The organism is Pseudarthrobacter sp. SL88, from assembly GCF_026672455.1.
In the GTDB taxonomy this organism is placed as follows: domain Bacteria; phylum Actinomycetota; class Actinomycetes; order Actinomycetales; family Micrococcaceae; genus Arthrobacter.
The window spans coordinates 55,753-80,792 of the sequence record NZ_JAPPRD010000001.1; the positions used below are offsets into that span (position 1 = coordinate 55,753).

The following is a 25,040-nucleotide window of genomic DNA, read 5'->3' on the forward strand; positions in this document are numbered from 1 at the left end:
AGGGACAATACGTCTCCATAATCTATTAGCGCCACCATAGCGTTAAGGGCATCCCGGACCGCACCCACTTTGAGGACAATCCTGTGGCACCCCCACCGCCGTCGTCGGCAACCGTCAGCCAGCCCGTCATCGATTCCGCGAGTTCAGCACCAGCCCTGCCGCCCGGCCCGCAAGCTCCGGACGTCCGGAACCGGGACGCGCTCACCCAGCCCGTGCCCGTCGTCGCGGAACGCCTGCCGTGGAAGCACACGTTTATCTCCCTCAGCGTGCCCAACTTCCGCATCTTCGCGGTGGGCCATTTCATCGCCGTCATCGCCATCTGGATGCAGCGCATCGCCCAGGACTGGCTGGTCCTCCAGCTGTCCGGATCCGTCACCGCCGTGGGGTTCACGGTGGCGCTGCAGTTCCTGCCGTCGCTGCTGCTGGGCCCGTGGGGCGGCATGATTGCCGACCGGTTCGCCAAGAGGAAGATCCTGATCCTGTGCCAGGGCATGGCCGCGGTCCTGGCTGCCCTGCTCGCCACGCTCGCCCTGACCGGCGCCATCGCGGTGTGGCACGTCTACGTGATTGCCCTGGTCCTGGGACTGGTCACGGTGCTCGACCAGCCCGCGCGCCAGGTGTTCGTCAACGAACTGGTGGGTCCCACCCACCTGCGCAACGCCATCAGCGTCAACTCCACCACGTTCCAGCTGGGCGGCCTGATCGGGCCGGCGCTGGCCGGACTGCTCCTCACCGCAGTCGGTGCGGGCTGGGCGTTCGCGGCCAACGCGGTGGCCTGCTGCTCCACCGTGGCGATGCTGCTCATCCTCCGCAAGGACCAGTTGCACGTCAGCGCCCCCACCCCCAAGAGCAAGGGCATGCTGCGCGAGGGGCTCCGGTATGCGCTGAGCAAGCCCACCATCTACTGGCCCTGGCTGATGGCCGGATTCATCTCCGTCTTCGCCATGAGCCTGCCGGTGATCCTCGCCGCTTTTGCCGACCACGTTTTCCGTGTGGGAGCCGGCGGGTACGGCCTCCTGAATGCGCTGGTGGCCCTCGGGGCCCTGGCCGGCGCCATAGCCTCGACCCGGCGACGCCAACTGCGGCTGCGCTCGGTGGTGTTCTGTGCGGGAATGTATGGGGCCATGCTGTGCCTGGCCGCGCTGGCCCCCTCGCTGGCAACGTTCGGGGCTGTGATGGTCCTGTCCGGGTTCTGGTGCCTGATGTTCCTCACCGGCTCCAACCAGCTGGTGCAGATCAGCTCAAACATGGGGATCCGCGGCCGCGTCATGAGCCTGTACATCATGGTGCTCATTGGCGGCCAGGCACTTGGCGGGCCGATGCTCGGGTGGATCGCCGAACATGCCGACCCCCACATGGCCCTGCTGGTATCCGGCGGTGTTCCGGCCCTCGCCGCACTCACGGTTGCAATTGTCCTGGCCCGGAAGGGCTCACTGCACCTGAAGGTGGACGTGCGGGACCGGCGCCGGCCGATCCGGATTGTGGACCGGCCGGCGGCTGCCTAGCACTACCCCTCGGGTGTTCCCACCCAAGCGAACGCGGCCACTACCAGCGCCGAGATTCCGGCGTCGAGCGTGGGCCGGATGACGGGGGCAAAATGCGGTGAGTGGTTGGACGGGATGGTGGAGGCCACCGTCCCGTCCTGGACCGCCTTGCCGTAAACCTCGGGATCGGTGCCGCCCAGCAGCCAGTACACCAAAGGTGCCCCGGCGGCTGCGGCGAGGGTGCCCACGTCTTCGCTGCCAGTGACGGGTCCGGGATCGACGGCGCCGCCCAGCTCCGCGGCAAACGCTTCCCGCACGCGGGCCGTGGCGTCGTGGTTGTTGATCACCGCGGGGAAGTGCTGCCCCGCGGTGATCGCGGGTGGTTGCGGAGCCCCGGAAGCTGCGGCCTCGCCGTTGATGATGCGGGTCATGCCGCTGATCATCCGCTCCCGGACCGCCGGATCCGCGGTCCGTATGCTGATGCCCAGCTGGGCCTCTTCGGGAATGATGTTGTCCTTGGTGCCGGCGTGGAGTTGGCCGACGGTGAGGACGGCCGTTTCGTTGCCGCCGATCTCGCGGGATACCAGCCCCTGCAGCCGCATGACGGTGGCCGCGGCCATCACCACAGGATCCACGGTGGTTTCCGGCCGGGAGCCGTGGCCGCTCCGGCCGAACAGCGTCACCGAGAAGCTGTCGGACCCGGCGAAGGCAGGTCCGGCATGCACGCCCAGTGCACCGGCGGGGAACGGGGCCACGTGCTGTCCCAAGACAACGTCAGGCACGGGGAAGCGGTCGAAGAGGCCGTCCGCCACCATGTCGCGGGCGCCGGCGCCGGTTTCCTCGGCCGGCTGGAACACCGCCACGATAATTCCGGACCAGGCCGGCCGATGGGCGCTGAACAGCGTAGCCGCGCCGAGGAGGCAGGTGACATGGATGTCGTGGCCGCACGCGTGCATTACGGGAACATCGGTACCCGTGGGGCCGGTGCCGCGCGCGGTGCTGGCGTAGCCAAGTCCGGACTTCTCCAGGACGGGAAGGCCGTCCATGTCCGCACGGAGCATCACGGTGGGTCCGTCGCCGTTCCGCAGGACACCCACGACGCCGGTCCCGCCCACTCCGGCATGGACCTCCCAGCCCAGCCCGGTGAGCCGTTCGGCCACGATCCCCGCCGTCCGGACTTCGGCGCCGGAGAGTTCGGGATGCCGGTGCAGATCCTCGTAAACTCCGGTGAGGTTCTGTGCCACCCCTGCAACGTCGTCCAAAACCTTTGTCATGACAGTCCTTACTTCCGGGTTCGCTTGCCTTGCGACCCTACGCCCGCAGGCTTGCGAAGGCCGGGCTTAAGCCTGGGCGTTCACCGATCGCAAAACCGTCGCCGGCCGGGGAAAAAGTGTGGCCTTGCCGGCGCCGGACGGTCCGGATTGTGGACCAGACGGCGGCCGTGCGGGGCCCAGGGGTCAGGACTGCCCGGCCAGGTCCGGGTTCCTGGCGGCGTGTGGATAGTCTGCCTCCCGCTGCTGGAACTCAAGCACGCTTTTGTTGAGGACCACGCCGGCGCGGATTTCGATGGCCCGCGCCAAAGTCTCGTTGCGGTCCCATTCGGCCGGGCCGCCAATCACCGGCTCAAGGAACGGCAGCAGGGCCTGGCTGATCTCCCAGCTGGAGGAGTTCCAGAGGTAGGACGGGCTGTGGTCCACCGCGTAATAGTTGATGTGGTCGCCCACCGTGAACATCGGCTCGGCAAAAGTGGTGGAACGGGCCCAGCTGAAACCCATGCCTTCATCACAGGAGACGTCCACGATCAGGCTCCCCGGGCTGAAGGCCGCGAGGTCTTCCGTCCGGAGGTAGGTCAGCGGGTTGTTGGGATCCTGCAGCGTGCAGTTGACCACGATGTCGCTTTCGGCCAGGAACGGTGCCAGCGGCAGCCGGCCCCGCTCGGTGATGACCTGGCTCAGGAAGGGTGCTTCGTCGTCGTGGTCGAACTGCACGATGTTCACTGAATGGATGGGGGCGCCCACCGCCGCGATTCCGCGGTTTGTCAGCACTTGGACGTCGTGTATGCCGTGGGCGTTCAGGGCGGTTACGGCGCCGCGGGCGGTGGCACCGAAACCGATCACCACGGCGCTGAGCCGGCGGCCGTAGTCACCGGTGGAACCGGTGAGCGCGAGGGCGTGCAGCACCGAGCAGTAGCCGGCCAGTTCGTTGTTCTTGTGGAACACATGCAGGCCAAAGCCGCCGTCGCTGGCCCAGTGGTTCATGGCCTCGAACGCGATCAGGGTCAGCTTCTTGTCGATGGCCAGCTGGGTGATGGCCCGGTCCTGGACGCAGTGCGGCCACCCCCACAGGACCTGGCCGTCGCGGAGTTCCGCCAGGTCTTCGGGTTGCGGCTTGGGCAGGAGCACAACGTCGGCCTCCGCAAGCAGCGTCGCCCTGGGCACGATTTTCCCCACCAGGGTGGCCAGGTGGGCATCCCCTACGCCGAAGCGTTCACCGTAGCCGTGTTCGAGGACGATGTGCTCGCGCAGTTCAGGGGCGATCCGCTCGAAATGGAGTGGGTGGATGGGCAGGCGGCGTTCGTCGGGTTTCCGGGTGGAGGCCAGGATGCCCAGGCTGAGCCGGGTCTGTTGGCCGCTCACTTCTTTTTGGCTGCCTTGCCGGGGGTGGTGTCGATGGAGCTGGCCGGCGCGGAAGCGGCCCTTTTGTCAGCGCGCTTTTCCTTGATGGACTTGCCGGATTTTTTGGATGCTGTTTGACGCGGGGACTTGTCAGCCATGGTTGCTCCTGTAGCGGAACCGAATAGGTTCCTGGCTTCCGACCTTACACGGGCGGACCTAATGGCCAGGCGGGAAAGCCGGGTGCCGGCGTCGTCCGTGGTGCTGGGCCTGGAAAACTGGAGCGGCTGACGGGAATCGAACCCGCGTATCAAGCTTGGGAAGCTAGCGCTCTACCATTGAGCTACAGCCGCATTGCCGCCGCATCCGCGGGGCAAAACTTAGCTTAGCGCAGATGGAAGGGCGCTCCGGCCACGGTGTTGGCTGTTGCAGCCGTGTCCCGGATTGGGCACGTCATCCAGTAACTCTTCAATAACGTCCCCGCATCTGGCTAGGCCGGCACCCGGCGCGCTGGCTAACCTGAACCGGAATGCTGCGGCGCCAGGGGGAGGCGGTCCGGGCAGCATGCCCGCGTCAACCACAGAAAGATCCCCCATGGCATCCGCAGAACACGAGGTCCTCATCCGGCGTGACGCCATGGCCGTGTACCTGTATTTGATGGACGCCACCAACCTGCTCCAGTGGCGCGAAGCTGTCCGGAGCGTGAAGCTGGTGCAGGGCTCTGCCGGTACCAAGGGGGCCGTTTACCGCAAGATGGTGGCGGGGCGGTCCGGGCTCAGCATTCCTGCCGAGCTGGAAATCACCCAGGCCAGGCCCGGCGCCGAAATCCAGTTCCGGGTGACCTCCGGCCCGTCGAACCGCTCTGGCGGCTACTACCTCAGCACCGAAAACGACGGCACCCGGCTCCGGTACGCGCTCGAAGCCCGTCCGGAAGGCCCGTTCTCCTTCCTGGACCGGTTCGGCCTCCTGAACAGGATCGCCCAGCGACGGGTGCGCACCGAAGTTTCCCAGCTGGACCGTCTCAAGGACGTGCTGGAGCTGCAGACCGTCAGCTAGCCAGGCGACGCATGGACGGACCATAGTTTTTCCACCCGCAGCCACCCCGGTGCAGGTTCTCCGCCACCTGCCCGTCGAGGTGCGCAGGTGCCTACTGCGCCAGCCGCTGGCCGGTCCAGGGGCCTGTAATGTTCGACGGCGACGCCAGGGTCCCGCCCGAGAGGTCCCAGTACTGCACAACATCCGAGGCCCTGCGGAGCGCGACGCCGGTGGAGTTCAGGCCGGTGACGTTCTTCAGCGGCCGGATGCCGGTGACATCCTGCCAGCCTGTGGCCACCGTGGGCCGCGCCTCGGCACGGAGGGCGGTGGTTCCCCAGCCGCGGTAGAGCTGCGCCGCGCCGTCAGCCCGGAGGGCGAGGACATCCTGGAAGCCGTCGGCGTCGTAGTCCACCATCGCGAGGCGGGACGCGGTGATGCCACTTGTGATCAGGGCCCTTGCCGACAGGTCGCTGGTGCCCTTGTTGGGGTACAGGAAGAGGTTCCCGCTGCTGTCCAGGGCCAGGATTTGCGGCATCCTGTTGTTGGCGCACCAGCCGCCCATAGCGAGGGTGAGGGACTGCCAGCCGCCGGACCCCAAGGTGATTGCTGCCTGGAATCCTCCGGTGGCGATGCCGCGGTGCAGGGTGAGGTTCCCGTTGGTCCACTGGGTCACGAGGTCGTAGGCGCCGTCCCGGTCCCAGTCGGTGACGAAGACTTCCTTCGCCCCGGTGAAGCCTGAACCGATGACCTTGGCGGCGGCGTACGTGCGGACACCTGTTGAGGCCCTGTTAAGCAGTTGGCCCGAAGAATTTACGGTCACGAGGTCGCCGGGCCCCGTGATGGCCGCGGCACTCAGGTCCAGGGTGGGAGGCATGTGCCGCCCCGTGGCATCGCACAGGGTGGGTGCCGGCGGCGGGAAGGCGGAGCCCCCGCCGGAGGAGGAACCGCCGGGCGAGTCCACGGTGCCGGCCGGGAGGGTGGTGTAGCCGAAGAAGTTCACCACACCCCATATCTGGAAGGTGGAGTTGGTGTACGAGATGCCGGCCCCCATGACGTTGAAGCGGGGGTCAATGAGCATGGCGTTGTGCCCCGGGGAGCCCTTCCACCACTCCACCAGCTGGGCGGCATCCCTGTCTGTCCGGATGGCGATGACCTCGCCTGCGCCGTTGTTGGGGTTCATGGCGCGCGGATCTGTCCAGAAGTTGGCGCGGTGCTCAATGACCTCGCGTGAGGCAATGTTGTCCGACCAGTCCTGCGCGAGGCCGGCGACAGTGGGGTTGTATTTCACCGGTTTCAAGCCCTTTGACGCCCGGTACTCGTTGATCTTGGTGAAGACGGTGAGGATCGCTGCGGAGTTGTTGTCCTTGACCAGTGCCTCCGTGGCCGGCAGCGCAGCCAACGATTCGGAGGTTGCCGGCCCGGATGCAGTGGGTGCGGACGTCGCCGGCGGAGGCGAGGCCAGCTCCGCCTCCGGTGCCCACAGCGGGGGTATCGAGGGCACCTCGTCAGCGGGCTGCGCAGCGGCGGGATCCGACGTGACGGTGGGACCGGCCGACGGCGCGGGGGACGGATCCTGGACCGGCCTGATGTCCAGCGCCGGTCCGACCGCGGCGGCCGCAGGAGCTGTAGGCGGTGCCGCATCCAGCGGCGGGGTGGGCGAGGCCACCCGGATGTCCGGATCAACAGCCGGGGTGAGGGCGGTACCCGTGGGGCTGTTTCCCGCGCCGGGCGTGCCGGCGCCGTCCCCCGTGGCCGCCCCCAGCGAGACGCGTGACGGTCCTGAAGATGCCACCTGCCGGTTCGAATCCAGCGGCAGCGGGGCTGGCCCCGCCGTCGAGGAGGCGAGCACCAGCGCGCAGAGCACGCCAATAAAAGAGGGCGCGACTAATTTATTCACAACATCCCCAGCTCTGTTGGGCCATCCGGGAGACCATCCGGCGCCTGTGTATCTGAGGCAACACTAGCCCCACTGGACAACAGCAACAACGAAAGAATGTGGCTGTGGATATCCCATACGGTAATTTGGGACGGTGCTGATCTCAGACCGCGATATTCGTGCCGAAATAGACTCCCAGCGGATCGTGCTGGAACCGTTCGAGCCCGCGATGGTGCAGCCGTCGTCGGTGGACGTCCGGATCGACAAGTTCTTCAGGCTTTTCGACAACCACAAATACGCCCACATCGACCCCGCGCAGGAGCAGCCGGAGCTGACGCGGCTGGTGGAGGTTGAGCAGGACGAGGCTTTTATCCTTCACCCGGGCGAGTTCGTCCTGGGCTCCACCTACGAGACTGTGACCCTCCCGGATGACATCGCCGCCCGGCTGGAAGGCAAGTCCTCGCTGGGCCGGCTGGGGCTCCTCACGCACTCCACCGCAGGCTTCATCGACCCTGGCTTCTCAGGCCACGTGACGCTGGAACTGTCCAACATGGCCACGCTGCCCATCAAACTGTGGCCCGGCATGAAGATCGGCCAGCTCTGCTTCTTCCGGCTCAGTTCCTCGGCGGAATTCCCCTACGGCCAGGGCGAATACGGAAACCGTTACCAGGGCCAGCGCGGCCCGACCGCCAGCCGGAGCCACCTGAATTTCCACCGCACCCGCATCTAGCGGAACCGGCACTCCGCACCAATTCCGACTACGCCTGCGCCGGGACCTGTCGCCTCCGCGACGACGCCTTGACCAGGGGTTCCACGAAGCGGGCGGCCAGCGGGCCGATGACGGCCATCAGCAGGACGTAGGCGGTGGCCAGGGCGGCAAGGTTGGACGGCACGGCGCCTGAGGCGACGGCCAGCCCGGCGATCACGATCGAGAACTCGCCGCGGGCTATGAGGGTGGCACCGGCACGGAAACGTCCGGGCCGGGCAATTCCTTCGCGTTTGGCGGCCCAGATTCCGGTGGCCATCTTGGTTCCGGCAGTGAGCAACGCCAGCACCAGTGCCCACCCCAGTACCGGCGGAATGGACGTGGGATCGGTATTCAGTCCGAAGGCCACGAAGAAGATGGCGGCGAACAGGTCGCGCAGCGGTTCGAGGATGCGGGTGGCGTTGTGGGCGGTGGCGCCGGAGATGGCGATGCCGAGCATGAAGGCGCCCACCGCTGCGGAGACCTGCATGGCAGAGGCCAGGCCGGCCACCAGGAGCGCGGCGCCCAGTACGTTAAGCAGGAACACCTCTGAGTTTTCGCTGTGCACGGCCTTGGACACATGGTGGCCGTGCCGCAGCGCCACCATGAGCACGGCTGTGACCACGGCCAACGCAATGGCCACGGTGGTCAGCCCGCCCAGGAAACTGACGCCCGCGAGGGTGGCAGTCAGGATGGGCAGGTAGACGGCCATGGCCAGGTCTTCGAACACCAGGATGGACAGCACCACCGGTGTTTCACGGTTGCCCAGCCGGCCCAGGTCCGTGATGACCTTCGCGGCGATTCCGGACGAGGAAATGTAGGTGACGCCGCCCATCACCATGGCCCCCACACCGCCCCAGCCCAGGAACAGGGCCAGTGCCGCTCCCGGGATGAAGTTGAGGACGAGGTCCAGCACGCCGGCCTGCCACGATCGCCGCAGGCCCGTGAACAGCTCCGCCGCCGTATATTCCAGTCCGAGCATAAGCAGGAGCAGGATGACGCCAATCTCCCCGGAAAGGTGTGCGAACTCGTGCATGCCTTCGAGCTTCACCACGCCACCGGCGCCGAAAGCGAGCCCGCCCAGCAGGTAGAGCGGGATGGGTGACATTCCGATCCGTCCGGCCAGCCTGGCCAACAGGCCAAGGCAGAACACAACGGCCCCCAGTTCGATGAGGGTCAGGGCCAGCGGGTCCATAGGGGTCAGCCGTGGCGCAGGATGTCGGCCGCCGAATCGAGGCCTTTCAGGGTTCCGACAGCAACCAGCAGGTCACCGGTATGCAGGATCACGTCGGGTCCGGGCGAGGGCAGGACCTCGCCTTCGCGCATGATGGCCACGATGGAGACGCCGCACCGGGTCCGGATGCATGCCTTGCCCATGGGCTGGTTCTGGAACGGGGACTCCGGGGCGATGGAGAACTGCCGGGTGACGATGCCCGGGACGTCCTTGTGCTCTTCCGTCAGTTTCATGGCGAGGTGCTGGCCGCCCAGCAGGTTTCCCAGGGTGGCGGCCTCATCGCTGGTCAGCGGAATGGAAGCCTGGCACGTATCGGGATCGTCCCATGTGGAGACGATGAGCTCGGTCTGGCCTTCCCTTAGCTCCACCACGCCGATCCGGCGTCCGGAAGCTGTCATGAAGTCCTTCCGGCGGCCGAGGCCGGGAAGGTTCGTTTCATCCACGTTCATGGCTAAAGCCTAGTCTTCCGGAGCGTTGCGTGGTGGGGGTCAGGCGGAGGGGACGACGGCGATGGGAGCCTTGTCCGGGGACTTCACCGGCAGCAGGACCAGCAGCCCGGCGAGCAGGACCACCATGATGCCCAGGATGCCCCAGCGCTGCGCCTCGCCGGCCGCCACCAGCGGGGTTGCCACGGTGATGCACAGCGTGAAGAGGGCCGGCGCCAGGAAGCTGACGGCCCGGCCGGTGGTGGCGTAGAGGCCGAACAGTTCGCCGGACTCCCCGTGCGGTGCGAGCCGGGCGAGGTAGGCCCGCGATGACGACTGCGCCGGGCCCACGAACAGGCAGAGGAACAGGCCGAACACCCAGAACGTGGTGCTGCCCGCCCAATCCATGCCGAAGAAGGAATAGTCGCCGTTACCCAGCACCAGGATCACGGTCCCGGCCACGAGCAGGCCCGCGAGCGAGCCGATAATGACTGCCTTCGGGCCCACCCTGTCGTCCAGGAACCCGCCGATGATGGCTCCGAATGCTGCCACCACATTGCCGAAAATGGCGAAGAAGATGACCTGTGACAGCTCGAACCCGAAGGTGCCCGCGGCGATGATGCCGCCGAAGGTGAACACCGCGGCCAGCCCGTCACGGAACACCGCGCTGGCCAGCAGGAAGTAGATGGTGTGCGGGCTGGTGGCGTAAATGGCGCGGATCCGGCGGAAGAGCAGCCGGTAGCTGGCGACGATGCCGAGGCGGGCTGCCTGGCCGGTCCGGGGCAGTTCCGGGACCGCGAACAGGACCGGCAGGGCAAAAATGAAGAACCACAGGGCCGAGAACACGGCCACCAGCCGGATGTTCAGGCTGTCCTGGGTGGAAGCGCCGAACCACTCGAAGCTGGGCTGGACGAACAGCTGCAGGACGATCAGCAGGGCCACGATGCCGCCCAGGTACCCGGCACCCCAGCCGATGCCGCTGACCTTGCCGATGTTCCGGGGGGTGGAAATCTGGGCCAGCATGGCGTTGTAGTTGACCCCGGCGAATTCGAAGAACACGTTGCCCAGGGCGATCAGCGTGACGCCCAGCAGCAGGAATTCCGGCTGCGGGAAGACGAAGAAACACAGCGCGGTGAGGACGGCGACGGCGGCCGTGTTGACTCCCAGCCACAGCTTCCGCCTGCCGCCGGCGTCGGAGCGCTGCCCGGTAACGGGGGCCAGCAGCGCGATGGCGAGGCCCGCCACGGCGAGGGCGGCGCCGAGGACCGCCGAGGCCTCATCCTTGCCGCCGAAAGCGTTGGACGTGAGGTAGACGGTAAACACGAAGGTGGTCATCACGGCGTTGAAGGCTGCCGAACCCCAGTCCCAGGACGCCCAGGCCAGGATCCGGCCCTTGCTGGATACCTGGCTGCCGGTTGCTAGTTCCGAGGACGGCTTTATGGCCCGGGGAGCGCTGGCGCTGTTCATAGCTGCATCGTATCCGCCGAGGGCGAACAGGATGCGGACCGAAGCCCTGACTGGCGCGGAATGACGCCCGGCGGCCGGGAAACCGCGACGGGTCAGGCGCCCGGACTTGATAAACTGTGGATTCCCGAACCCGACATTTTGCCGCCTGCTCCAACTTTTGACAATCGAATTCCTGACGTTGCGGAGATACCAGTGATCACAGTCCTTGCCGTGCACTTTTCGGTGGCTGTGCTGGCGCCGTGGTTCTTCAGGAAGTGGGGCCGCAACGCATTCTACGCTCTGGCAGCCGTTCCCGCTGCCTCGTTCGTCTGGCTCCTGTTCCAGTACGGCCCGGTCTACTCCGGGCAGGGTGCGGTGTCCGAGGTTGTCCCCTGGATTCCCGGCCTCCACCTCGAGTTCGCTTTCCGCATGGACCCGCTGGCCTGGGTGATGTCGCTGCTGGTGCTGGGCGTTGGTGCCCTGGTGCTGCTCTACTGCGCCCGGTACTTCAAACGGAAGGACCAGGACCTTGGCGCGTTCGGCGCGCAGCTCCTGGCCTTCGCCGGTGCCATGTTCGGCCTGGTGGTGGCCGATGACCTGCTGCTGCTCTTCATTTTCTGGGAACTCACCACCATCCTGTCCTACCTGCTGATCGGCTTTGCCCGCACCAGGCTGGCGGCCCGTCGCTCGGCGCTGCAGGCCCTCATGGTCACCACCGCCGGCGGCCTGGCCATGCTCGTGGGGATCATCATGCTGGGCCAGATGGCCGGAACCTACCGCCTTTCAGCCATCCTCGAACAGGCCCACGTGCTCGCGGAAGGCCCGTCCGGCGCCATGGTGAGCGCCGCCGTCGTGCTCATCCTGGTGGGTGCCATCACCAAGTCCGCGCTGGTGCCCTTCCACTTCTGGCTTCCCGGCGCCATGGCCGCCCCCACCCCGGTCAGCGCGTACCTGCACGCCGCCGCCATGGTGAAGGCCGGCATCTACCTGGTGGCACGGCTGGCGCCCGGATTCGCGGAAACGGCCTACTGGCAGCCCGTGGTGCTGGGCCTGGGCCTGGCCACCATGCTGGTGGGCGGCTACCGTGCGCTGCGCCAGACAGACATCAAACTCATCCTCGCCTACGGCACCGTCAGCCAGCTGGGCTTCCTCACCATGGTGGTGGGCCTCGGCACGCCGGACGCCGCGCTGGCCGGCCTGGCGATGCTGCTCGCCCACGGCCTCTTCAAAGCCACGCTCTTCCTGGTGGTTGGCATCATCGACCACCAGTCCGGAACGCGCGATGTCCGGAAGCTCTCCGGCGTCTTCAGGTCCTCCCGCGCCTTGGGGATCGTGGCCGGCATCGGTGCCGCGTCCATGGCCGGCGTCCCCTTCCTTGCCGGGTTCGTGGCCAAGGAATCCGTGCTGGAAGCGTTCGTCCACCACGCTGGGGACCCTGACGCCGGACCGTGGGGCATGGTGGTCCTGGTGGGGCTGGTCCTGGGTTCCGTCCTCACCTTCGCGTACAGCGCCCGGTTCATGTGGGGCGCCTTCGCCGTCAAACCCGGCGTGGAGCCCACCCAGTTCAAGGCCGTTCGGCCTTCCTTCATCGCAGCCCCGGCCGTCCTGAGTATCCTCACCATCGCCTACGGCCTGTGGCCGGCGCCGGTTGACGCCTGGATCCAGCCTTACGCCGCGCTGTTCGCGTCCACCGCGCCCGACGCCGGAACGCCGGGCGAGCAGGCCGGGCACCTGGCGCTGTGGCACGGATTGACCCCCGCACTTGGCCTGTCGGCGCTCACCTTTGTGTTCGGCGCTGCCATGTACTTCGGCCGCAACGCCGTGGCCCGGGCGCAGGCGCTGGTCCCGGACTGGGTGGATGCCGACCGCGCCTACCAGCTGACCATCGGTGCGCTGGACGACATCGCCGTGTGGATCACCGGCCGGACCCAGCGCGGTTCGCTGTACTACTACCTCGCCGTCATCCTCACGGTGGCGTTCGTCCTGCCGCTGAGCGCCATCCTCTTCGCCGGCAAGCCGCTTCCGGACAATATTTACCTGGTGGATCCGGGCTCTCCGCTGCAGATCGTCGCGGGAATCGGCATCGTGATAGGCGCCCTCGCGGCCGTCAAGGCGAACAAGCGCTTCCTTGCCGTCCTGATGGTTTCGGTCACCGGCTACGGCATCGCCCTGATGTTCGCCCTCCAGGGAGCCCCGGACCTGGCACTGACGCAGATGCTGGTGGAAACCATCATCCTTGTGGCCTTCGTCCTCGGCATGCGCCGCCTCCCGCCTGAACTGCGGGACCGGACAGGGGGCAAATACCGTGTGGTCCGTGTCATCATCGGCGCAGCCTTCGGGGCCACCATGGTGTTCGCGGCCATCTACGCCATGGGCGCCCGCGTGGCCCAGCCCATCTCCCTGCAGTTCCCGCAGCTGGCCTACGAAGGCGGCGGCGGACTGAACATCGTCAACGTCACGCTCGTGGACATCAGGGCCTGGGACACCTTCGGTGAGATCACCGTGCTGGCACTGGCCGCCACAGGTGTTGCGAGCCTCATCTTCGTCCGCGGCCGCGGCGACCGCCTGCGGGCCTCGGCCTCGGTGGCTGAAGGAACCGTGGGCCGGTTCCACGACGTGGACCCGGGTTCCCGGGACGGGGCCGCCCTGGCCATCAGCAGGAAGTTCGCCACGGCCACCCGGGACGCCTGGCTGGTGGCCGGCCGGACGCTGGCACCCGAACGCCGCTCCATCATCTTCGAAGTGGTCACCCGGCTGGTCTTCCACTCGCTGGTGATCTTCTCGCTCTACCTCCTGTTCGCCGGCCACAACCTGCCTGGCGGCGGCTTCGCAGGCGGCCTGACAGCCGGCCTGGCGCTGACCATCCGCTACCTGGCCGGCGGGCGGTTCGAACTCAGCGAAGCAACTCCCGTCAGCGCCGGTGGCCTGCTGGGCATCGGCCTGGCCACGGCCGCAGGCTCCGGTGTTGCCCCGCTCTTCCTGGGCGGCCAGGTGTTCCAGAGCGCCATCATCCAGTTCTGGCTGCCCGTGTTCGGGGACATCAAGTTCGTCACGTCCACCATCTTCGACATTGGCGTATACATCGTGGTGGTGGGACTGGTGCTGGACGTGCTGCGCAGCCTCGGCGCTGAAGTGGACGAACACATCGAGGAGCGGGGCTCCGAACCCGCAGAGTACGAGGAACCCGAAGACATGCCAGCCGAAACCATCTCAGGGGGCAAGGCATGAGCATCAACCTCGCCCTGCTCCTGGTCATGGGTGCCCTGTATGCCTGCGGCATCTACCTGATCCTGGAGCGCAGCCTCACCCGCGTCCTGCTGGGGCTCATGCTCCTGGCCAACGCCACCAACCTGCTGATCCTGGCCACCGGCGGCTACTCCGGCCTGGCTCCGATGTTCTCCAAGGACACCCCTGCCGGGGACTACAACGATCCCCTGCCGCAGGCGCTGATCCTGACGTCCATCGTGATCTCGTTCGCGGTGACCGCCTTCATGCTGGGCATCATCTACCGGACCTGGGTGCTGGCACGCGAGGACGAAATCCAGGACGACCTGGAAGACCTCCGCGTCGCCGAAACCCCCAGCTTCGACGCCGAGGACGACGCCGAGATCCCCGCCGAAACATCCGAATTCCCGCTCACCATGCTGGGGGGCGACGGGCAGGACATCTCAGACCACCGACCGGGCTCCGGCGATGAAGCGTCCGGCGGCCGTGAGGCCGGCGCCCGGGTGCACGGCGGCACTGCCACCGTGCTGGCGGGCGATCGCGAGATGCCCACCGAGCACGCGGCCCAGGAAGAAAAACCCGGCTCACCCAACGTCAAGCCCAGCCCGGAAGGAGGCGGACAGTGAACATCGCCAGTCTGGCCCCGCTCGCCGTCGTACTTCCCATCCTGGGCGCCGCCCTGACCTTCCTGCTGATCCGGCACTCCCGTGCCCAGCGGGCCGTCAGCATCGGGCTGCTGTCCCTGACCCTGCTGCTCGAATGCTTCCTGATGGCGGCGGTGTGGGACGGCGGAACCGTGGCCGTCAGCATCGGCGGATGGATTCCGCCGTGGGGCATCGTGCTGGTGGTGGACCAGTTCTCGTCACTGATGCTGGTGGTTTCCTCCGCGGTGAGCCTCGCGGTCCTCGTCTACGCCACGGGCCAGGGCATGGCCGACGGCGACAAGGACGCACCGGTGTCCATCTTCCACCCCACGTACCTGATCCTGGTGGCCGGGGTGTCCAACGCCTTCCTCTCCGGCGACCTCTTCAACCTGTATGTAGGCTTCGAGATCCTGCTGACGGCAAGCTACGTCCTGATGACCCTCGGCGGCACCGGGCCCCGCATCCGGGCCGGCGTCACCTACGTGGTGGTGTCCGTGGTGTCCTCGGTGCTGTTCCTGATTTCCATCGCCATGGTTTACGGGGCCACCGGAACCGTGAACATGGCGGACCTGGCCATCAAGCTCGGCGAACTGGACCAGGGCACCAAGACCCTCCTGCACGTGATGCTGCTGGTGGCGTTCGGCATCAAAGCCGCCGTCTTCCCGCTGTCCTTCTGGCTGCCTGACTCCTACCCCACGGCACCCGCCCCGGTCACCGCCGTGTTCGCAGGCCTGCTCACCAAGGTGGGCGTGTACGCCATGGTCCGAACCGAGACCCTGCTGTTCCCCGGAGACACCCTGAACACGCCCCTGATGATCGCGGCGCTGCTGACCATGGTGGTGGGGATCCTGGGTGCCCTGGCGCAGAGCGACATCAAACGTCTGCTCTCGTTCACCCTGGTCAGCCACATCGGCTACATGGTGTTCGGGCTGGCCATGTCCTCGGTTGTAGGCCTCGCGGCCGCCATCTTCTACGTTGCCCACCACATCACCATCCAGACCAGCCTGTTCCTGGTCACCGGCCTGATCGAACGCCGCGGAGGCAGCTCCTCGGTGGACCGGCTGGGAGGGCTGGCCAAGATCTCGCCGCTGCTGGCGATCCTGTTCTTCATTCCCGGCATGAACCTGGCCGGCATCCCGCCCTTCTCCGGCTTCCTCGGCAAGGTGGGCCTGCTGCAGGCCGGCGTGGAACTGGGAACCCCGCTGGCCTACGCCCTGGTGATCGGCGGGGTGGTGACCAGCCTCCTGACACTGCTGGCGGTGGCCAGGGTCTGGAACCGTGCCTTCTGGCGGCGTCCTGCAGACGCCGAACACCCGGACCCCGTCCTGCTGGCCGCCCCGGGGCAGCCGGTGGAAGGGGAAGCCCTGGACGAGGAAGCCCCGGCGGACCATGCCGGCAGGACTGGCCTGGCCGCACCGGTCCTCAGCCGGGCGGGAAGCGGTGGCAGCAGCACGCTGGTGAGGTCCACGCTGATGCCCCGCACTATGGTGGGGCCCACCGCCGGCCTGGTGGTCCTGGGCATGGCGCTGACCGTCTTCGCGGGGCCTCTGTTCGGGCTGTCCGACCGGGCAGCGGCGGAGATGCTGGACCGTGGCCCCTACATCCACGCCGTCCTGGGTGAGGACGTAACGGTGCCGGCCGTTGGAGTGCCCGCGGGAGCAGGAAAATGAGCCGCCGCCGTATTTCCCTGCGCCAGGAGCTTCCGCTCCTCGTCTGGCTGGTCATCGTCTGGGGCGCCCTCTGGCAGGACTTCAGCCCCGGCAACCTGCTGTTCGGGGCGCTGCTGGCCATCGCCGTCGCCCGGCTGTTCTACCTGCCGCCCGTGGAGCTCAGCGGACGCTTCAACATCCGGCACGCCATCCCCTTCGCCATGATGTTCCTGGGCCGGGTGGTGGTGGCCAGTTTCCAGATCCTGTACCTCGCCGCCGTCCGCGGGCCCAAGGTGCACAACGCGGTGGTGGCCGTGACGCTGCGGAGCCACCAGGACCTTATCGTCACCGCCACCGGCCACGTGATCTCGCTGATCCCGGGCTCGCTGGTGGTGGAAGTGGACCGGTCAACCTCCACGCTGTACCTGCACGCCATAAACATCAGCTCCGCAGAGGACGTGGAAAACCTGCGCAATGAAGTGCGTACCATCGAAGCCGGGCTCATCCGGATCATGGGCACCAACGAAGAACTCGCCATCGTACGGGCGGAGGCCGCAGCATGATGCAGGTGGTCCTGGCAGTTACGGCCGTCATCCTCTCCCTCGCCGCCGGCGGGGCGATCATCCGGATTGCCCGCGGCCCATCGCTGCTGGACCGGGTGCTGGCCTCGGACGTCCTGCTGGCCATCCTGGGCGCGGCGCTGTGCATTGACATGGCCGTGAACCGGCACCTGAACAACCTGATGCTGGTGGTGGCCATCTCCGTGATCGGCTTCATCGGGTCAGTGACCGTTGCACGCTTCGTGGCCGACCGGCGGGAGCACCCCAGTGAGCCCTGACATGTTAACCCCGGACCTGACCAGCGTGGATGGCTGGATCGACGTGGTGTCCGCCGTGTTCATGGTGGTGGGAGCCATCATGTCCCTGGGCGCCGCCATCGGCCTGCTGCGCTTCCCGGACCTTCTGAGCCGCATGCACGCCGCCACCAAGCCGCAGGTGCTGGGACTGTTCCTGCTGCTGGCCTCCATCGGGCTGCAGATGCGCACGTGGTGGGTGTGGCCGGTCCTGCTGGTTGCCTGGATCTTCCAACTGCTGACCGTTCCCGTGTCCGCCCACATGGTGGGCCGCGCCGGCTACCGTACCAAGCACCTGCACCGGGAACTGCTGACCTCGGACGAACTTGATGCGGTGGTGCAGAAAGCCGCCGCCCAGGCCGCCCGTGAGGACGGCGGGGACGACGGCTCAACCCGCTGAAGCCAGCCGGCGTGCGGGGACAGCGTGGGTGTTTAGACGATGTCCTGTGTCTTGGCGAAGCGGGTGATGGCGCGCTGCGTGCCGCGGTTGGCCAGGACCTGGATGATGGTGCTGACGAACGCAGAGATCAGCGCGAACGTCAGGGCCGAGCGAAGGCTGGTGGGGACGTCCTCGCCCTTGCCGGTGGGCGGCTTGTTGCCGGTGGTCTTTTCCCAGATGGTGTTGACCAGCTTGGTGCCGGCAAATCCTGCACCCAGGCTTACGCCGGTGCCGAGCAGCTTGATGAGAAGGTTCATTCCTAGTACTCCTTGCGGGCGGTAAAACGGTCTGCACCCCACCCTACTGGCTAAGTTCCTACGGCGCGGGGAGGAGCCCTTCCCATGCCACTGTCCAGTCCGGCGGGAAGCCGGGAGCATGCCGTGCCGGGCCGCCATCCCACCCCGCGGCCATGAGTGCCACCGCGGCCAACAGCCCGCCGTTGCCGGGCAGGTACAGCGGGAGCGATTCCGTCTGCCGGTTGTGCCCGTTGGGCAGGACCAGGTTCTTCGCCGCGTCCATCAACAGCGCATCCACGGCGGCCTCAGGGTCTTCCAGCCGGGCGGCCGTCATGGCCATCACGGGGTAGTCCCAGCCCCAGGTGCTGTCCCAGTCCCAGCCGGCCAGTACGTCATCAAGCGTGGCCCGCATTATTTCCGGGTCCACCAGGTCTGTCCGGGGCAGCACCCCGAGGCCGCACAGCATCGAGGGGTGGTCCGTGCGGATGGTGAAGGGCTCGACGTCGATCGCCGCGTACACTCCGTCCACCACCCTGGGTGGGACCATGCCGTCCGCTACCGCCGCCCAGGTGCGCTCGGCAGCCAGGCCCAGCCGCTCCCGCCACACATTCGCCACCCGGAGGGCCCACTGCCAGTAGGCAAGTTCGAACGTGGGGTTGGTGACCGTCCCGCGCACCGACTCGTAGCTCTCCTGCGCCGGCACCAGGGGCGGGCCCAGTTCAAAACCCCGGTCCGTTGGGTGTGCGAATGCGGCCATGAATACTGCCGTTTCGAAGACCACCGTGGCGAATTCCTCGAGGAGCTCCTGTGATGGTTCGGCCCGGTAGGCCAGTTCCGCCAGATGGATGGGGTGCGGCTGCTGCCAGACCAGGAAGGTGCCGATGGGGCTGGGACTTTCCCGCCCGTCCGGACCCACCTGCTTGGGCCAGCGGACGCCGTCGAACCCCTGGGCTTTGGCTGTCTGCCGGGCAGGTTCCAGGACGGACGCGTACCAGCGGAGTGCGGGCAGCAGGAGCTCCGTCCGGTTCCACATGGCGAAGTGGGCGGCATGCCACCAGTGCATCTCGAGGTGGAAGCGGCCGCGCCACGAATTGCAGACCAGCCCCGTCTCCTGCGGCGGCAGCGACCCGGAGCAGTTGATGGCCGTGAGGTACTGGGAGAGCACCGCCCGGCGTTCGATCTCGCCGGCCCGCGGATCGGCTGTTCCGGAGAGGTCGACGGCGCCGCCTGACTTCCAGAATTCCGGCCACGCCGTGCGGGACGCGGCAATGGCGGCACTCCCCGGTGCCGATGCCAGTTCCGGGGCCGGGCCCGATGCCGGCGCCGAAAGCCCGCCGATGCCGCCGCTGCCGCGGGGAAGACAGTCACCCCGCCCCGCGCTGATGAAGTGCACGCTGAAATCGAGGCTGTCCTGCCCCGCCGCGGCCCGGATGAGCACTTCGTGCGGGCCGGCCTGTTCGAGTTCCAGCCCCGCGCCGCTGACGGCCACCTGGTATCCGGAACTGTCCAGGCGGCGCGAAATCAGCCAGCGCCGGTTGGGGCCGCCGGCGTGCCGTTCCTCAACGGTGGTGGTGTGTGCGGCGGGGCTGTTCCAGTCGGCTGCGTTATGCCAGGCTTCGGAACCGTAGGGGAAGGCCAGGGATACGGCGAGGCCGTCCGCGAGGGCGGGAGAGAGGATGCGGAAGCCCAGCTCGTCCCTGTCCGGGCGGCAGGCCGTGGTGACATTGACCGGACTGCCGTGCAGGGTGAAGATGCTGGTGGCTGTGCCCGTCCAGAGGTCCAGGACCTGGTGCGCGCCGGTGATGTCGTTCCCGGTGAGCGCAGGGGCGTCCCTGCCCGGGAGCGCCAAGCCGATCCGGCCCAGGTCCAGCCGGTGGGGGTTGGCGCGGAGCCAGGTTTCCGCCCGCGATGACTGGGTTTCGCGGCCATCCACGATGGCGCCCACCATGTCCACGTAGGGGACCGGGCCGCGCGGTGAATCGTAGGGGACTGTGGAACCGGCAAGGGTGTACTCCTGTTCCGGCGGGATGGCGTGCCAGCCCCACTGTGCCTGCGTGCCCAGCAGGGTGCCGGGCGGCAGGTCGTCGCGGGCAGCTACCGGGTATTCCCCGGGAAGGGTCTGCATGCCGGTCAGGTCCATGGTGAAGCAGAACTCACCGTTGCCCACCGAGGCGGGGCTCCGCGGATCGAGGCTGTCCTGTTCCACGTTGTGGCGCCGTACCAGCGCTTCGCGGTTGATCACGGTCTGCTGGCTGTGCACGTTGCACGCACTCCTTGGCTCATGCCTGGGCCAGGTCCGGCAGCAGGCAGCTCAGAAAACGCTTTCCCGCCCAATCCTTGTAAGAACGCCGGGCAGTGTCAACCAGCCTGCCCGAGCACCCCGCGCATCGCTTCCACCACAAGGTCGTGGTCCGCTACCTGGGGGAGTCCGGACACGGTCACCGTGGCAACCGCGCCTACGCCCGCGACGTAGACCGGGAATGCACCGCCGTGGGCGGCGTAGCGGGACTGGTCGAACCACGTATTGTCCTCGATCCGGCCGCCACGGGCCCTGCCGCGCAGGCCCACCAGCAAGGACGGCACCTCGTAGCGGGCGGCCGTACGCTGCTTCGCGCGGACCCAGTGTTCGTTGTCCGGGGTGGCTCCGGGGAGCGCAACGTGGAAGAGGACCTGCTCGCCCTTGGTGATGTCGATGGCGATGGGAAGATTCCGCTCCTTGCCGAGTTCCACCAGGAGCAGGCCAAGGTTAAGGGCGTCATCGGGCGAAAAGCCGGGGAACTGCAATTCCCGGATCTCCGCCTCAATCCGGCTGATCAGGGCCTGGAGCGAGCCCTCCGGCTGGGCGTCGGTGGAGTCGGGATCGTAGGCAGTCACATCTGGCGGGTTGGCAGTCATGGCCCACAATCTACCGCCCTCCAGGTGTAAACTTGAGCACGCCCGGAAGGGCGCGAAAAATTCAAACGCAACACATCCACAGCATCATCAACAACACATTAACGACAGGGGAGCGCCGCCGTCGGCCCCGGCATCAGCCGGGAAACGCAGGCGGGCGCTGAGAGTGCGGACAGCCGCAGACCCTCGAACCTGATCCGGTTAGTACCGGCGCAAGGGAGTCGAGTTCTCGAAGTGCGCGGAGAATGGCGGCAGCAGCCGGCACCCGCGTCCACTTTCCCCTCCTGTTTTCCAGGAGGATCACATGACTACTTCAGCAATCAAAAAGCCCGCCAGCAGGTCCTGGCGCGTCGTGGACATTGTGGTGGCGGCCCTGATCGCCATCGCCGGCGGCGTCATCTTCTGGGCCTGGTCCCAGGGAACCGCCACGATTTCCGCGCCGATGAACGCGGCCTACCCGCCCCTCACCGGCCTGTTGGCCGGCGGCTGGATGATCCCGGCGGTCCTGGGCATGCTCATCATCCGCAAGCCCGGAGCTGCCCTGTTCTGCGAGACGGTCGCCGCCACCGGCGAGTTGCTCATGGGCTCCCAGTACGGCGCCTCCGTGCTGTTCTCCGGGTTCGTCCAGGGCCTGGGTGCCGAGATCATCTTCGCCATCTTCGTCTACCGGAAATTCAACCTCCCGGTCTCCCTCCTGGCCGGTGCCGCGGCTGGCCTCTTCTGCGGCCTGAACGATTCCTTCGCGCCGTGGGGCTGGAACATCGCCTACCCGGGCGGTGACAAGCTCGCGTACATCGCCTTCACGGTTATTTCCGGGGCCATCATCGCCGGCGCGCTCGCCTGGATCGCCACCCGCGGCCTTGCCCGGACCGGCGTGCTGAGCTCCTTTGCATCCCGGAAGGCCGCTACGGAGCCCGTTTTCTCCTGATGCCGGCACCTTCCCACGCCGCCGCGCCCCGAACGGTGCGGCCAGCGACGGTCACCGCCCGCGGCTGGGGCTGGCGGCACGCGGGCCGCACCACACCGGCCGTCCACGCCCTCGACCTCGACATCAGCCCGGGTGAGCGCGTACTCCTGCTTGGCCCGTCCGGGGCAGGAAAATCGACGCTCCTCCATGCGCTCGCCGGGGTGCTGGGCGATGAGGACGACGACGGCGAGGCAGGTGAGTCCGACGAGACCGGTTCGTTGCTGGTCGACGGCGGCCCGCCCCGCGGCCAGCGGGGCCGCGCGGGCCTCATGCAGCAGGACCCCGAGACCCAGGTGGTCCTTTCCCGGGTAGGCGACGACGTCGCCTTCGGCGCCGAAAACCTTGCCGTGCCCCGCGACGCCATCTGGCCGCGCGTGCATGAGGCGCTGGCCGACGTCGGCCTGTCCCACCTGCCGCTGGACCACCCGACGTCGGCTCTGTCCGGCGGGCAGAAACAGCGCCTGGCGCTTGCCGGCATCCTCGCGATGCGCCCCGGGCTGATCCTGCTGGATGAACCCACCGCCAACCTGGACCCGGCCGGCGTGCTCGAAGTCCGGGACGCCGTGGCCCGCTGCCTGGACAAGACCGGCGCCACGCTGGTGGTGGTGGAGCACCGGGTGTCCGTGTGGAAGGACCTCGTGGACAGGATCGTTGTGCTGCAGCCCGGTAGTGGCGCCAACCCCGCGGTGCTCCTTGACGGCCCGCCGGACCGTGTGCTGGCCGAAGCGCGGACCATGCTGATGGCCGCCGGCGTGTGGGTTCCCGGGTATGTTCCGTCCACCCGCGGGCGGGCGGCGGAACAGGCACCCGGGGCCGGAGGACTCCTCCTGGCCGCCGAAAACCTGGGCGTCTCCCGGCAACGCCCGCGCCGAATGGGCCTTCGGAAAGTCCCGCCGGTGCCGGTGCAGGAAGGCATTATTGCCCAGGTCCGCGCCGGGCAGGCGCTCGCTGTCACCGGACCCAACGGCGCAGGGAAATCAACCTTCGCGCTGACCCTTGCCGGACTCCTCGAACCGGTCAACGGGACGGTATCCGCGACGACGGACCTCAGCCGCGGCGCCGGAATCACTCCGTACCAGTGGAAAGCGGAACAGCTGATTGAGCGGATCGGCACGGTCTTCCAGGAACCGGAGCACCAGTTCGTCACCGGCAAGGTCCTGGACGAACTGCTCTTCGGTCCCAGGCACCTGGGGCACGGTGAAGACAGGGTTGATGAGCTGCTGGAACGGCTGCGGCTCACCCACCTGGTGGACGCCAACCCCTACACCCTGTCCGGCGGCGAGAAGCGGCGGCTTTCCGTGGCCACGGTCCTTGCGGCAAGCCCGCAGGTACTGGTCCTGGACGAGCCCACGTTCGGCCAGGATGCCAATACCTGGGCCGAGCTGGCATCGTTCCTCTCTGAACTCCTGGACGCCGGAACGGCAGTGGTGTCCGTGACCCATGACGCCGAGTTCACCGCGGCCCTCGGCGGCACGGAACTCAAACTTGCAGCGGCGGAAGCGGTGGCGACATGAGGCAGGAACTGAACCTTCGCGGAAACGCTGCGCTCCTGGCCGGCGCCAACCCGCTGAGCAAGCTGGCCGCCGTCGTGCTCATCACCGTGGTCCTGGCACTGTCCATCGACTGGGTGTCCGCGTCCGTGGCACTGTTCTTCGAACTGCTGCTGTTTCCGCTCGCCGGGCTCACGCTGGCGCTGCTGTGGCAGCGCGGCTGGCCGCTGATCCTCGCAGCCGCCGTGGGCGGGTGGAGCACCTCCATCCTGGCGCCGGACAGCGGCCGGACACTGATCGACGCCGGCATCTGGACCATGAGCGAAGGCTCGCTGGAGACTGGCGTGGGCTTCCTGCTGCGCGGCCTGGCCATCGCGTTGCCCGCAATACTCCTGGTGAGCTGCACGGACCCCACCGACCTCGCTGATGCGCTGGCGCAGAAGGCCCGGCTGCCGCACCGGTTTGTCCTGGGCACCCTGGCCGCGATGCGCCTCGTGGGGCTGATGGCCGAGGAATGGCAGACCATCGGAATGGCGCGGCGGGCCCGGGGGGTTGGCTCCCGCGGCAGCGTTTTGCAGCGGCTGAAGGCCACCCTGGGGCAGAGCTTCGGGCTGCTGGTCCAGGCGATCAGGCGTGCGTCACGGCTTGCGGTCACCATGGAAGCGCGCGGGTTCGGCGGCGGGCCACGAACGTGGGCCCGTGAATCCACCTACACGCTGTTGGATGCCTGGGTCCTGGCGGGCGGCCTGGCAATGGCCGGCCTGGCCGTCACGGCGGCAGTGTCAGCCGGTACCTGGAACATGGTGTGGGCCGGGAACTGACCTGCTAGCTGCAGGCGTGGTTGTAATCCAGCCCGGAGTGGATGAACTGCGTCAGCACCACTTTCCCGCCGCCCGTCAGCGGGGACTTTGAACACGCGGTGGCTGCTGAAGCTGCATTGCGGGATCCCGCCAGCCAGCTGGGCAAGGGGTAGAGGTTGCTGGAACTGCTGACGTTCCCCACGATCCTGTGCCACTGCTGGCCGGTGGAGTAGATACCCACACCAGCTGCGTCGATGCTGTGGAAGAAATCCGTCATGCCTTCCAGGACGGTGCGGTTGGCGTCCTTGCTGCTGGACCAGGTGTTTTCGGTTTCCACATCCAGCCACCAGACGTAGTCCGCGGGGTCGGTCACTCCACGGACGTAGGCTGCGTCAAAGGCCTTGGCGTAGCCGTACATGTAAGCGCAGGCCGTGCCGTAGTCCCCGGCCTTGCAGGAACCGTACGGGTTGTGCACCTTCGAGCCGGTGGGGTATTCGTCGCTGACCGGCCACCAGGAACCGGCCCGTCCGGGATTGGCAGTATTGATGTAGAGCTGCGCCTTGGGCTGCGAGTCGACTGCCCCGGATGACGATTCGGCCCATTCGAGCTGTTCCTGCAGGCACGGATTGGTGTTGTTGGCCAAACCGTTATTGACGCCCACGATGGCGAACGCCTGGTCTCGCGGCAGCTCGGCGCCGCACTGCGGCCACGAAACGTCGTTGCCGAGGAGGGACTGGCTCCCGCTTCCACCTTGCGGCACTGCCGGGGGATCAGTGGGATCAGCCCACGCGGGCCCGGCGCAGGTGAAAAGTACTGCTGCCACCAGCAGCCATGCCAGCCTGAACACTGGCAGGTGGGCTCGAGTCCGGGGCATGTGGGGCTCCGTTTTATCGCTTGAAGAAATTTATATTCCAGTCTCCCGCGGTATCACGGAGAGGACAAGGCGCAACGCCGCAGCCCAGCTCTATCGCATAGAAAAGATAAAGAC

23 protein-coding genes, 1 tRNA gene and 1 riboswitch are annotated in these 25,040 nt (G+C 67.4%); of the genes, 12 read left to right on the plus strand and 12 right to left on the minus strand.

Annotated elements, in window-relative coordinates:
• Positions 1–83 precede the first annotated feature (83 nt).
• A complete protein-coding gene (locus OVA06_RS00210) occupies positions 84–1,505 on the plus strand; it encodes an MFS transporter (protein ID WP_268155413.1) in 1,422 nt (473 codons plus the stop codon).
• Between the two features lie 2 nt (positions 1,506–1,507).
• Here the strand turns inward: OVA06_RS00210 and OVA06_RS00215 are convergent, their stop codons facing one another.
• The 4 genes from OVA06_RS00215 to OVA06_RS00230 all read right to left on the minus strand — a co-directional run bounded on the left by OVA06_RS00215 (position 1,508) and on the right by OVA06_RS00230 (position 4,449).
• Positions 1,508–2,758, minus strand: a complete 1,251-nt coding sequence (locus OVA06_RS00215; protein ID WP_268155415.1) for an amidohydrolase — start codon at positions 2,756–2,758, stop codon at positions 1,508–1,510.
• 183 nt (positions 2,759–2,941) lie between these two features.
• Positions 2,942–4,120, minus strand: coding sequence for a N(5)-(carboxyethyl)ornithine synthase (locus OVA06_RS00220; protein ID WP_268155417.1), 1,179 nt, complete (start codon positions 4,118–4,120; stop codon positions 2,942–2,944).
• The gene (locus OVA06_RS00225) at positions 4,117–4,257 is read right to left on the minus strand and encodes a hypothetical protein (protein WP_200937826.1); all 141 of its coding nucleotides are present in this window, start codon (positions 4,255–4,257) and stop codon (positions 4,117–4,119) included. Before OVA06_RS00225 ends, OVA06_RS00220 begins: the two co-directional genes overlap by 4 nt.
• A gap of 118 nt (positions 4,258–4,375) precedes the next feature.
• Positions 4,376–4,449: transfer RNA gene (locus OVA06_RS00230), tRNA-Gly, on the minus strand.
• A 241-nt stretch (positions 4,450–4,690) separates the two neighbouring features.
• On the opposite strand from OVA06_RS00230, the gene OVA06_RS00235 reads away from it, so the two are divergent.
• The gene (locus OVA06_RS00235) at positions 4,691–5,152 is read left to right on the plus strand and encodes an SRPBCC family protein (RefSeq protein WP_268155419.1); all 462 of its coding nucleotides are present in this window, start codon (positions 4,691–4,693) and stop codon (positions 5,150–5,152) included.
• A 91-nt stretch (positions 5,153–5,243) separates the two neighbouring features.
• Here the strand turns inward: OVA06_RS00235 and OVA06_RS00240 are convergent, their stop codons facing one another.
• A complete protein-coding gene (locus OVA06_RS00240) occupies positions 5,244–7,028 on the minus strand; it encodes a CAP domain-containing protein (protein WP_268155421.1) in 1,785 nt (594 codons plus the stop codon).
• Between the two features lie 133 nt (positions 7,029–7,161).
• Between OVA06_RS00240 and dcd the strand changes: the two genes are divergently transcribed.
• On the plus strand, positions 7,162–7,737 hold the full coding sequence (gene dcd, locus OVA06_RS00245) for a dCTP deaminase (protein WP_015938813.1): 576 nt from the start codon (positions 7,162–7,164) through the stop codon (positions 7,735–7,737).
• Between the two features lie 28 nt (positions 7,738–7,765).
• On the opposite strand, the gene OVA06_RS00250 is transcribed toward dcd, so the two are convergent.
• The 3 genes from OVA06_RS00250 to OVA06_RS00260 are packed head-to-tail and all read right to left on the minus strand — an operon-like array spanning position 7,766 to position 10,878.
• Positions 7,766–8,947 (minus strand): cation:proton antiporter, encoded by a 1,182-nt coding sequence (locus tag OVA06_RS00250; protein ID WP_268155424.1) that lies wholly within the window; start codon positions 8,945–8,947, stop codon positions 7,766–7,768.
• Between the two features lie 5 nt (positions 8,948–8,952).
• Positions 8,953–9,435 (minus strand): cation:proton antiporter regulatory subunit, encoded by a 483-nt coding sequence (locus OVA06_RS00255; RefSeq protein ID WP_056081463.1) that lies wholly within the window; start codon positions 9,433–9,435, stop codon positions 8,953–8,955.
• Positions 9,436–9,474: 39 nt separating this feature from the next.
• Entirely contained in the window at positions 9,475–10,878 is a 1,404-nt protein-coding gene (locus OVA06_RS00260) for an MFS transporter (RefSeq protein WP_268155428.1), read from the minus strand.
• A gap of 192 nt (positions 10,879–11,070) precedes the next feature.
• Between OVA06_RS00260 and OVA06_RS00265 the strand changes: the two genes are divergently transcribed.
• Genes OVA06_RS00265 through mnhG form a run of 6 tightly spaced genes read left to right on the plus strand, consistent with a single transcriptional unit; the run spans position 11,071 to position 17,628 of the window.
• The gene (locus OVA06_RS00265) at positions 11,071–14,085 is read left to right on the plus strand and encodes a Na+/H+ antiporter subunit A (protein WP_268155430.1); all 3,015 of its coding nucleotides are present in this window, start codon (positions 11,071–11,073) and stop codon (positions 14,083–14,085) included.
• On the plus strand, positions 14,082–14,708 hold the full coding sequence (locus OVA06_RS00270; protein ID WP_268155432.1) for a Na(+)/H(+) antiporter subunit C: 627 nt from the start codon (positions 14,082–14,084) through the stop codon (positions 14,706–14,708). Before OVA06_RS00265 ends, OVA06_RS00270 begins: the two co-directional genes overlap by 4 nt.
• Positions 14,705–16,396 carry a Na+/H+ antiporter subunit D gene (locus OVA06_RS00275; protein WP_268155434.1) on the plus strand — a complete coding sequence of 564 codons (1,692 nt, stop codon included), beginning with the start codon at positions 14,705–14,707 and terminating at the stop codon, positions 16,394–16,396. Before OVA06_RS00270 ends, OVA06_RS00275 begins: the two co-directional genes overlap by 4 nt.
• A complete protein-coding gene (locus OVA06_RS00280; protein WP_056081446.1) occupies positions 16,393–16,938 on the plus strand; it encodes a Na+/H+ antiporter subunit E in 546 nt (181 codons plus the stop codon). The genes OVA06_RS00275 and OVA06_RS00280 overlap by 4 nt, the downstream gene beginning before the upstream one ends.
• Entirely contained in the window at positions 16,935–17,213 is a 279-nt protein-coding gene (locus OVA06_RS00285; protein ID WP_091723671.1) for a monovalent cation/H+ antiporter complex subunit F, read from the plus strand. Before OVA06_RS00280 ends, OVA06_RS00285 begins: the two co-directional genes overlap by 4 nt.
• A 1-nt stretch (position 17,214) precedes the next feature.
• Positions 17,215–17,628, plus strand: a complete 414-nt coding sequence (gene mnhG, locus OVA06_RS00290; RefSeq protein WP_268155438.1) for a monovalent cation/H(+) antiporter subunit G — start codon at positions 17,215–17,217, stop codon at positions 17,626–17,628.
• A 32-nt stretch (positions 17,629–17,660) separates the two neighbouring features.
• Here the strand turns inward: mnhG and OVA06_RS00295 are convergent, their stop codons facing one another.
• The 3 genes from OVA06_RS00295 to OVA06_RS00305 form a co-directional block, all read right to left on the minus strand.
• Positions 17,661–17,924 carry a DUF4235 domain-containing protein gene (locus OVA06_RS00295; RefSeq protein WP_015938803.1) on the minus strand — a complete coding sequence of 88 codons (264 nt, stop codon included), beginning with the start codon at positions 17,922–17,924 and terminating at the stop codon, positions 17,661–17,663.
• 58 nt (positions 17,925–17,982) lie between these two features.
• On the minus strand, positions 17,983–20,163 hold the full coding sequence (locus OVA06_RS00300; protein ID WP_268155439.1) for a hypothetical protein: 2,181 nt from the start codon (positions 20,161–20,163) through the stop codon (positions 17,983–17,985).
• A 98-nt stretch (positions 20,164–20,261) separates the two neighbouring features.
• Positions 20,262–20,798, minus strand: a complete 537-nt coding sequence (locus OVA06_RS00305; RefSeq protein ID WP_268155441.1) for a heme-degrading domain-containing protein — start codon at positions 20,796–20,798, stop codon at positions 20,262–20,264.
• A gap of 96 nt (positions 20,799–20,894) precedes the next feature.
• Positions 20,895–21,032, plus strand: a riboswitch (TPP riboswitch).
• Positions 21,033–21,099: 67 nt separating this feature from the next.
• Between OVA06_RS00305 and OVA06_RS00310 the strand changes: the two genes are divergently transcribed.
• Genes OVA06_RS00310 through OVA06_RS00320 form a run of 3 tightly spaced genes read left to right on the plus strand, consistent with a single transcriptional unit; the run spans position 21,100 to position 24,073 of the window.
• Positions 21,100–21,723: an ECF transporter S component gene (locus OVA06_RS00310; protein ID WP_268155444.1), complete on the plus strand. Its 624-nt coding sequence runs from the start codon at positions 21,100–21,102 to the stop codon at positions 21,721–21,723.
• The gene (locus OVA06_RS00315; protein ID WP_268155446.1) at positions 21,723–23,276 is read left to right on the plus strand and encodes an ABC transporter ATP-binding protein; all 1,554 of its coding nucleotides are present in this window, start codon (positions 21,723–21,725) and stop codon (positions 23,274–23,276) included. Before OVA06_RS00310 ends, OVA06_RS00315 begins: the two co-directional genes overlap by 1 nt.
• Positions 23,273–24,073, plus strand: a complete 801-nt coding sequence (locus OVA06_RS00320) for an energy-coupling factor transporter transmembrane component T family protein (RefSeq protein ID WP_268155447.1) — start codon at positions 23,273–23,275, stop codon at positions 24,071–24,073. Before OVA06_RS00315 ends, OVA06_RS00320 begins: the two co-directional genes overlap by 4 nt.
• A gap of 4 nt (positions 24,074–24,077) precedes the next feature.
• Here OVA06_RS00320 and OVA06_RS00325 read toward each other — a convergent pair whose 3' ends face one another.
• Entirely contained in the window at positions 24,078–24,926 is an 849-nt protein-coding gene (locus OVA06_RS00325; protein ID WP_268155448.1) for a hypothetical protein, read from the minus strand.
• Between the last annotated feature and the right edge of the window lie 114 nt (positions 24,927–25,040).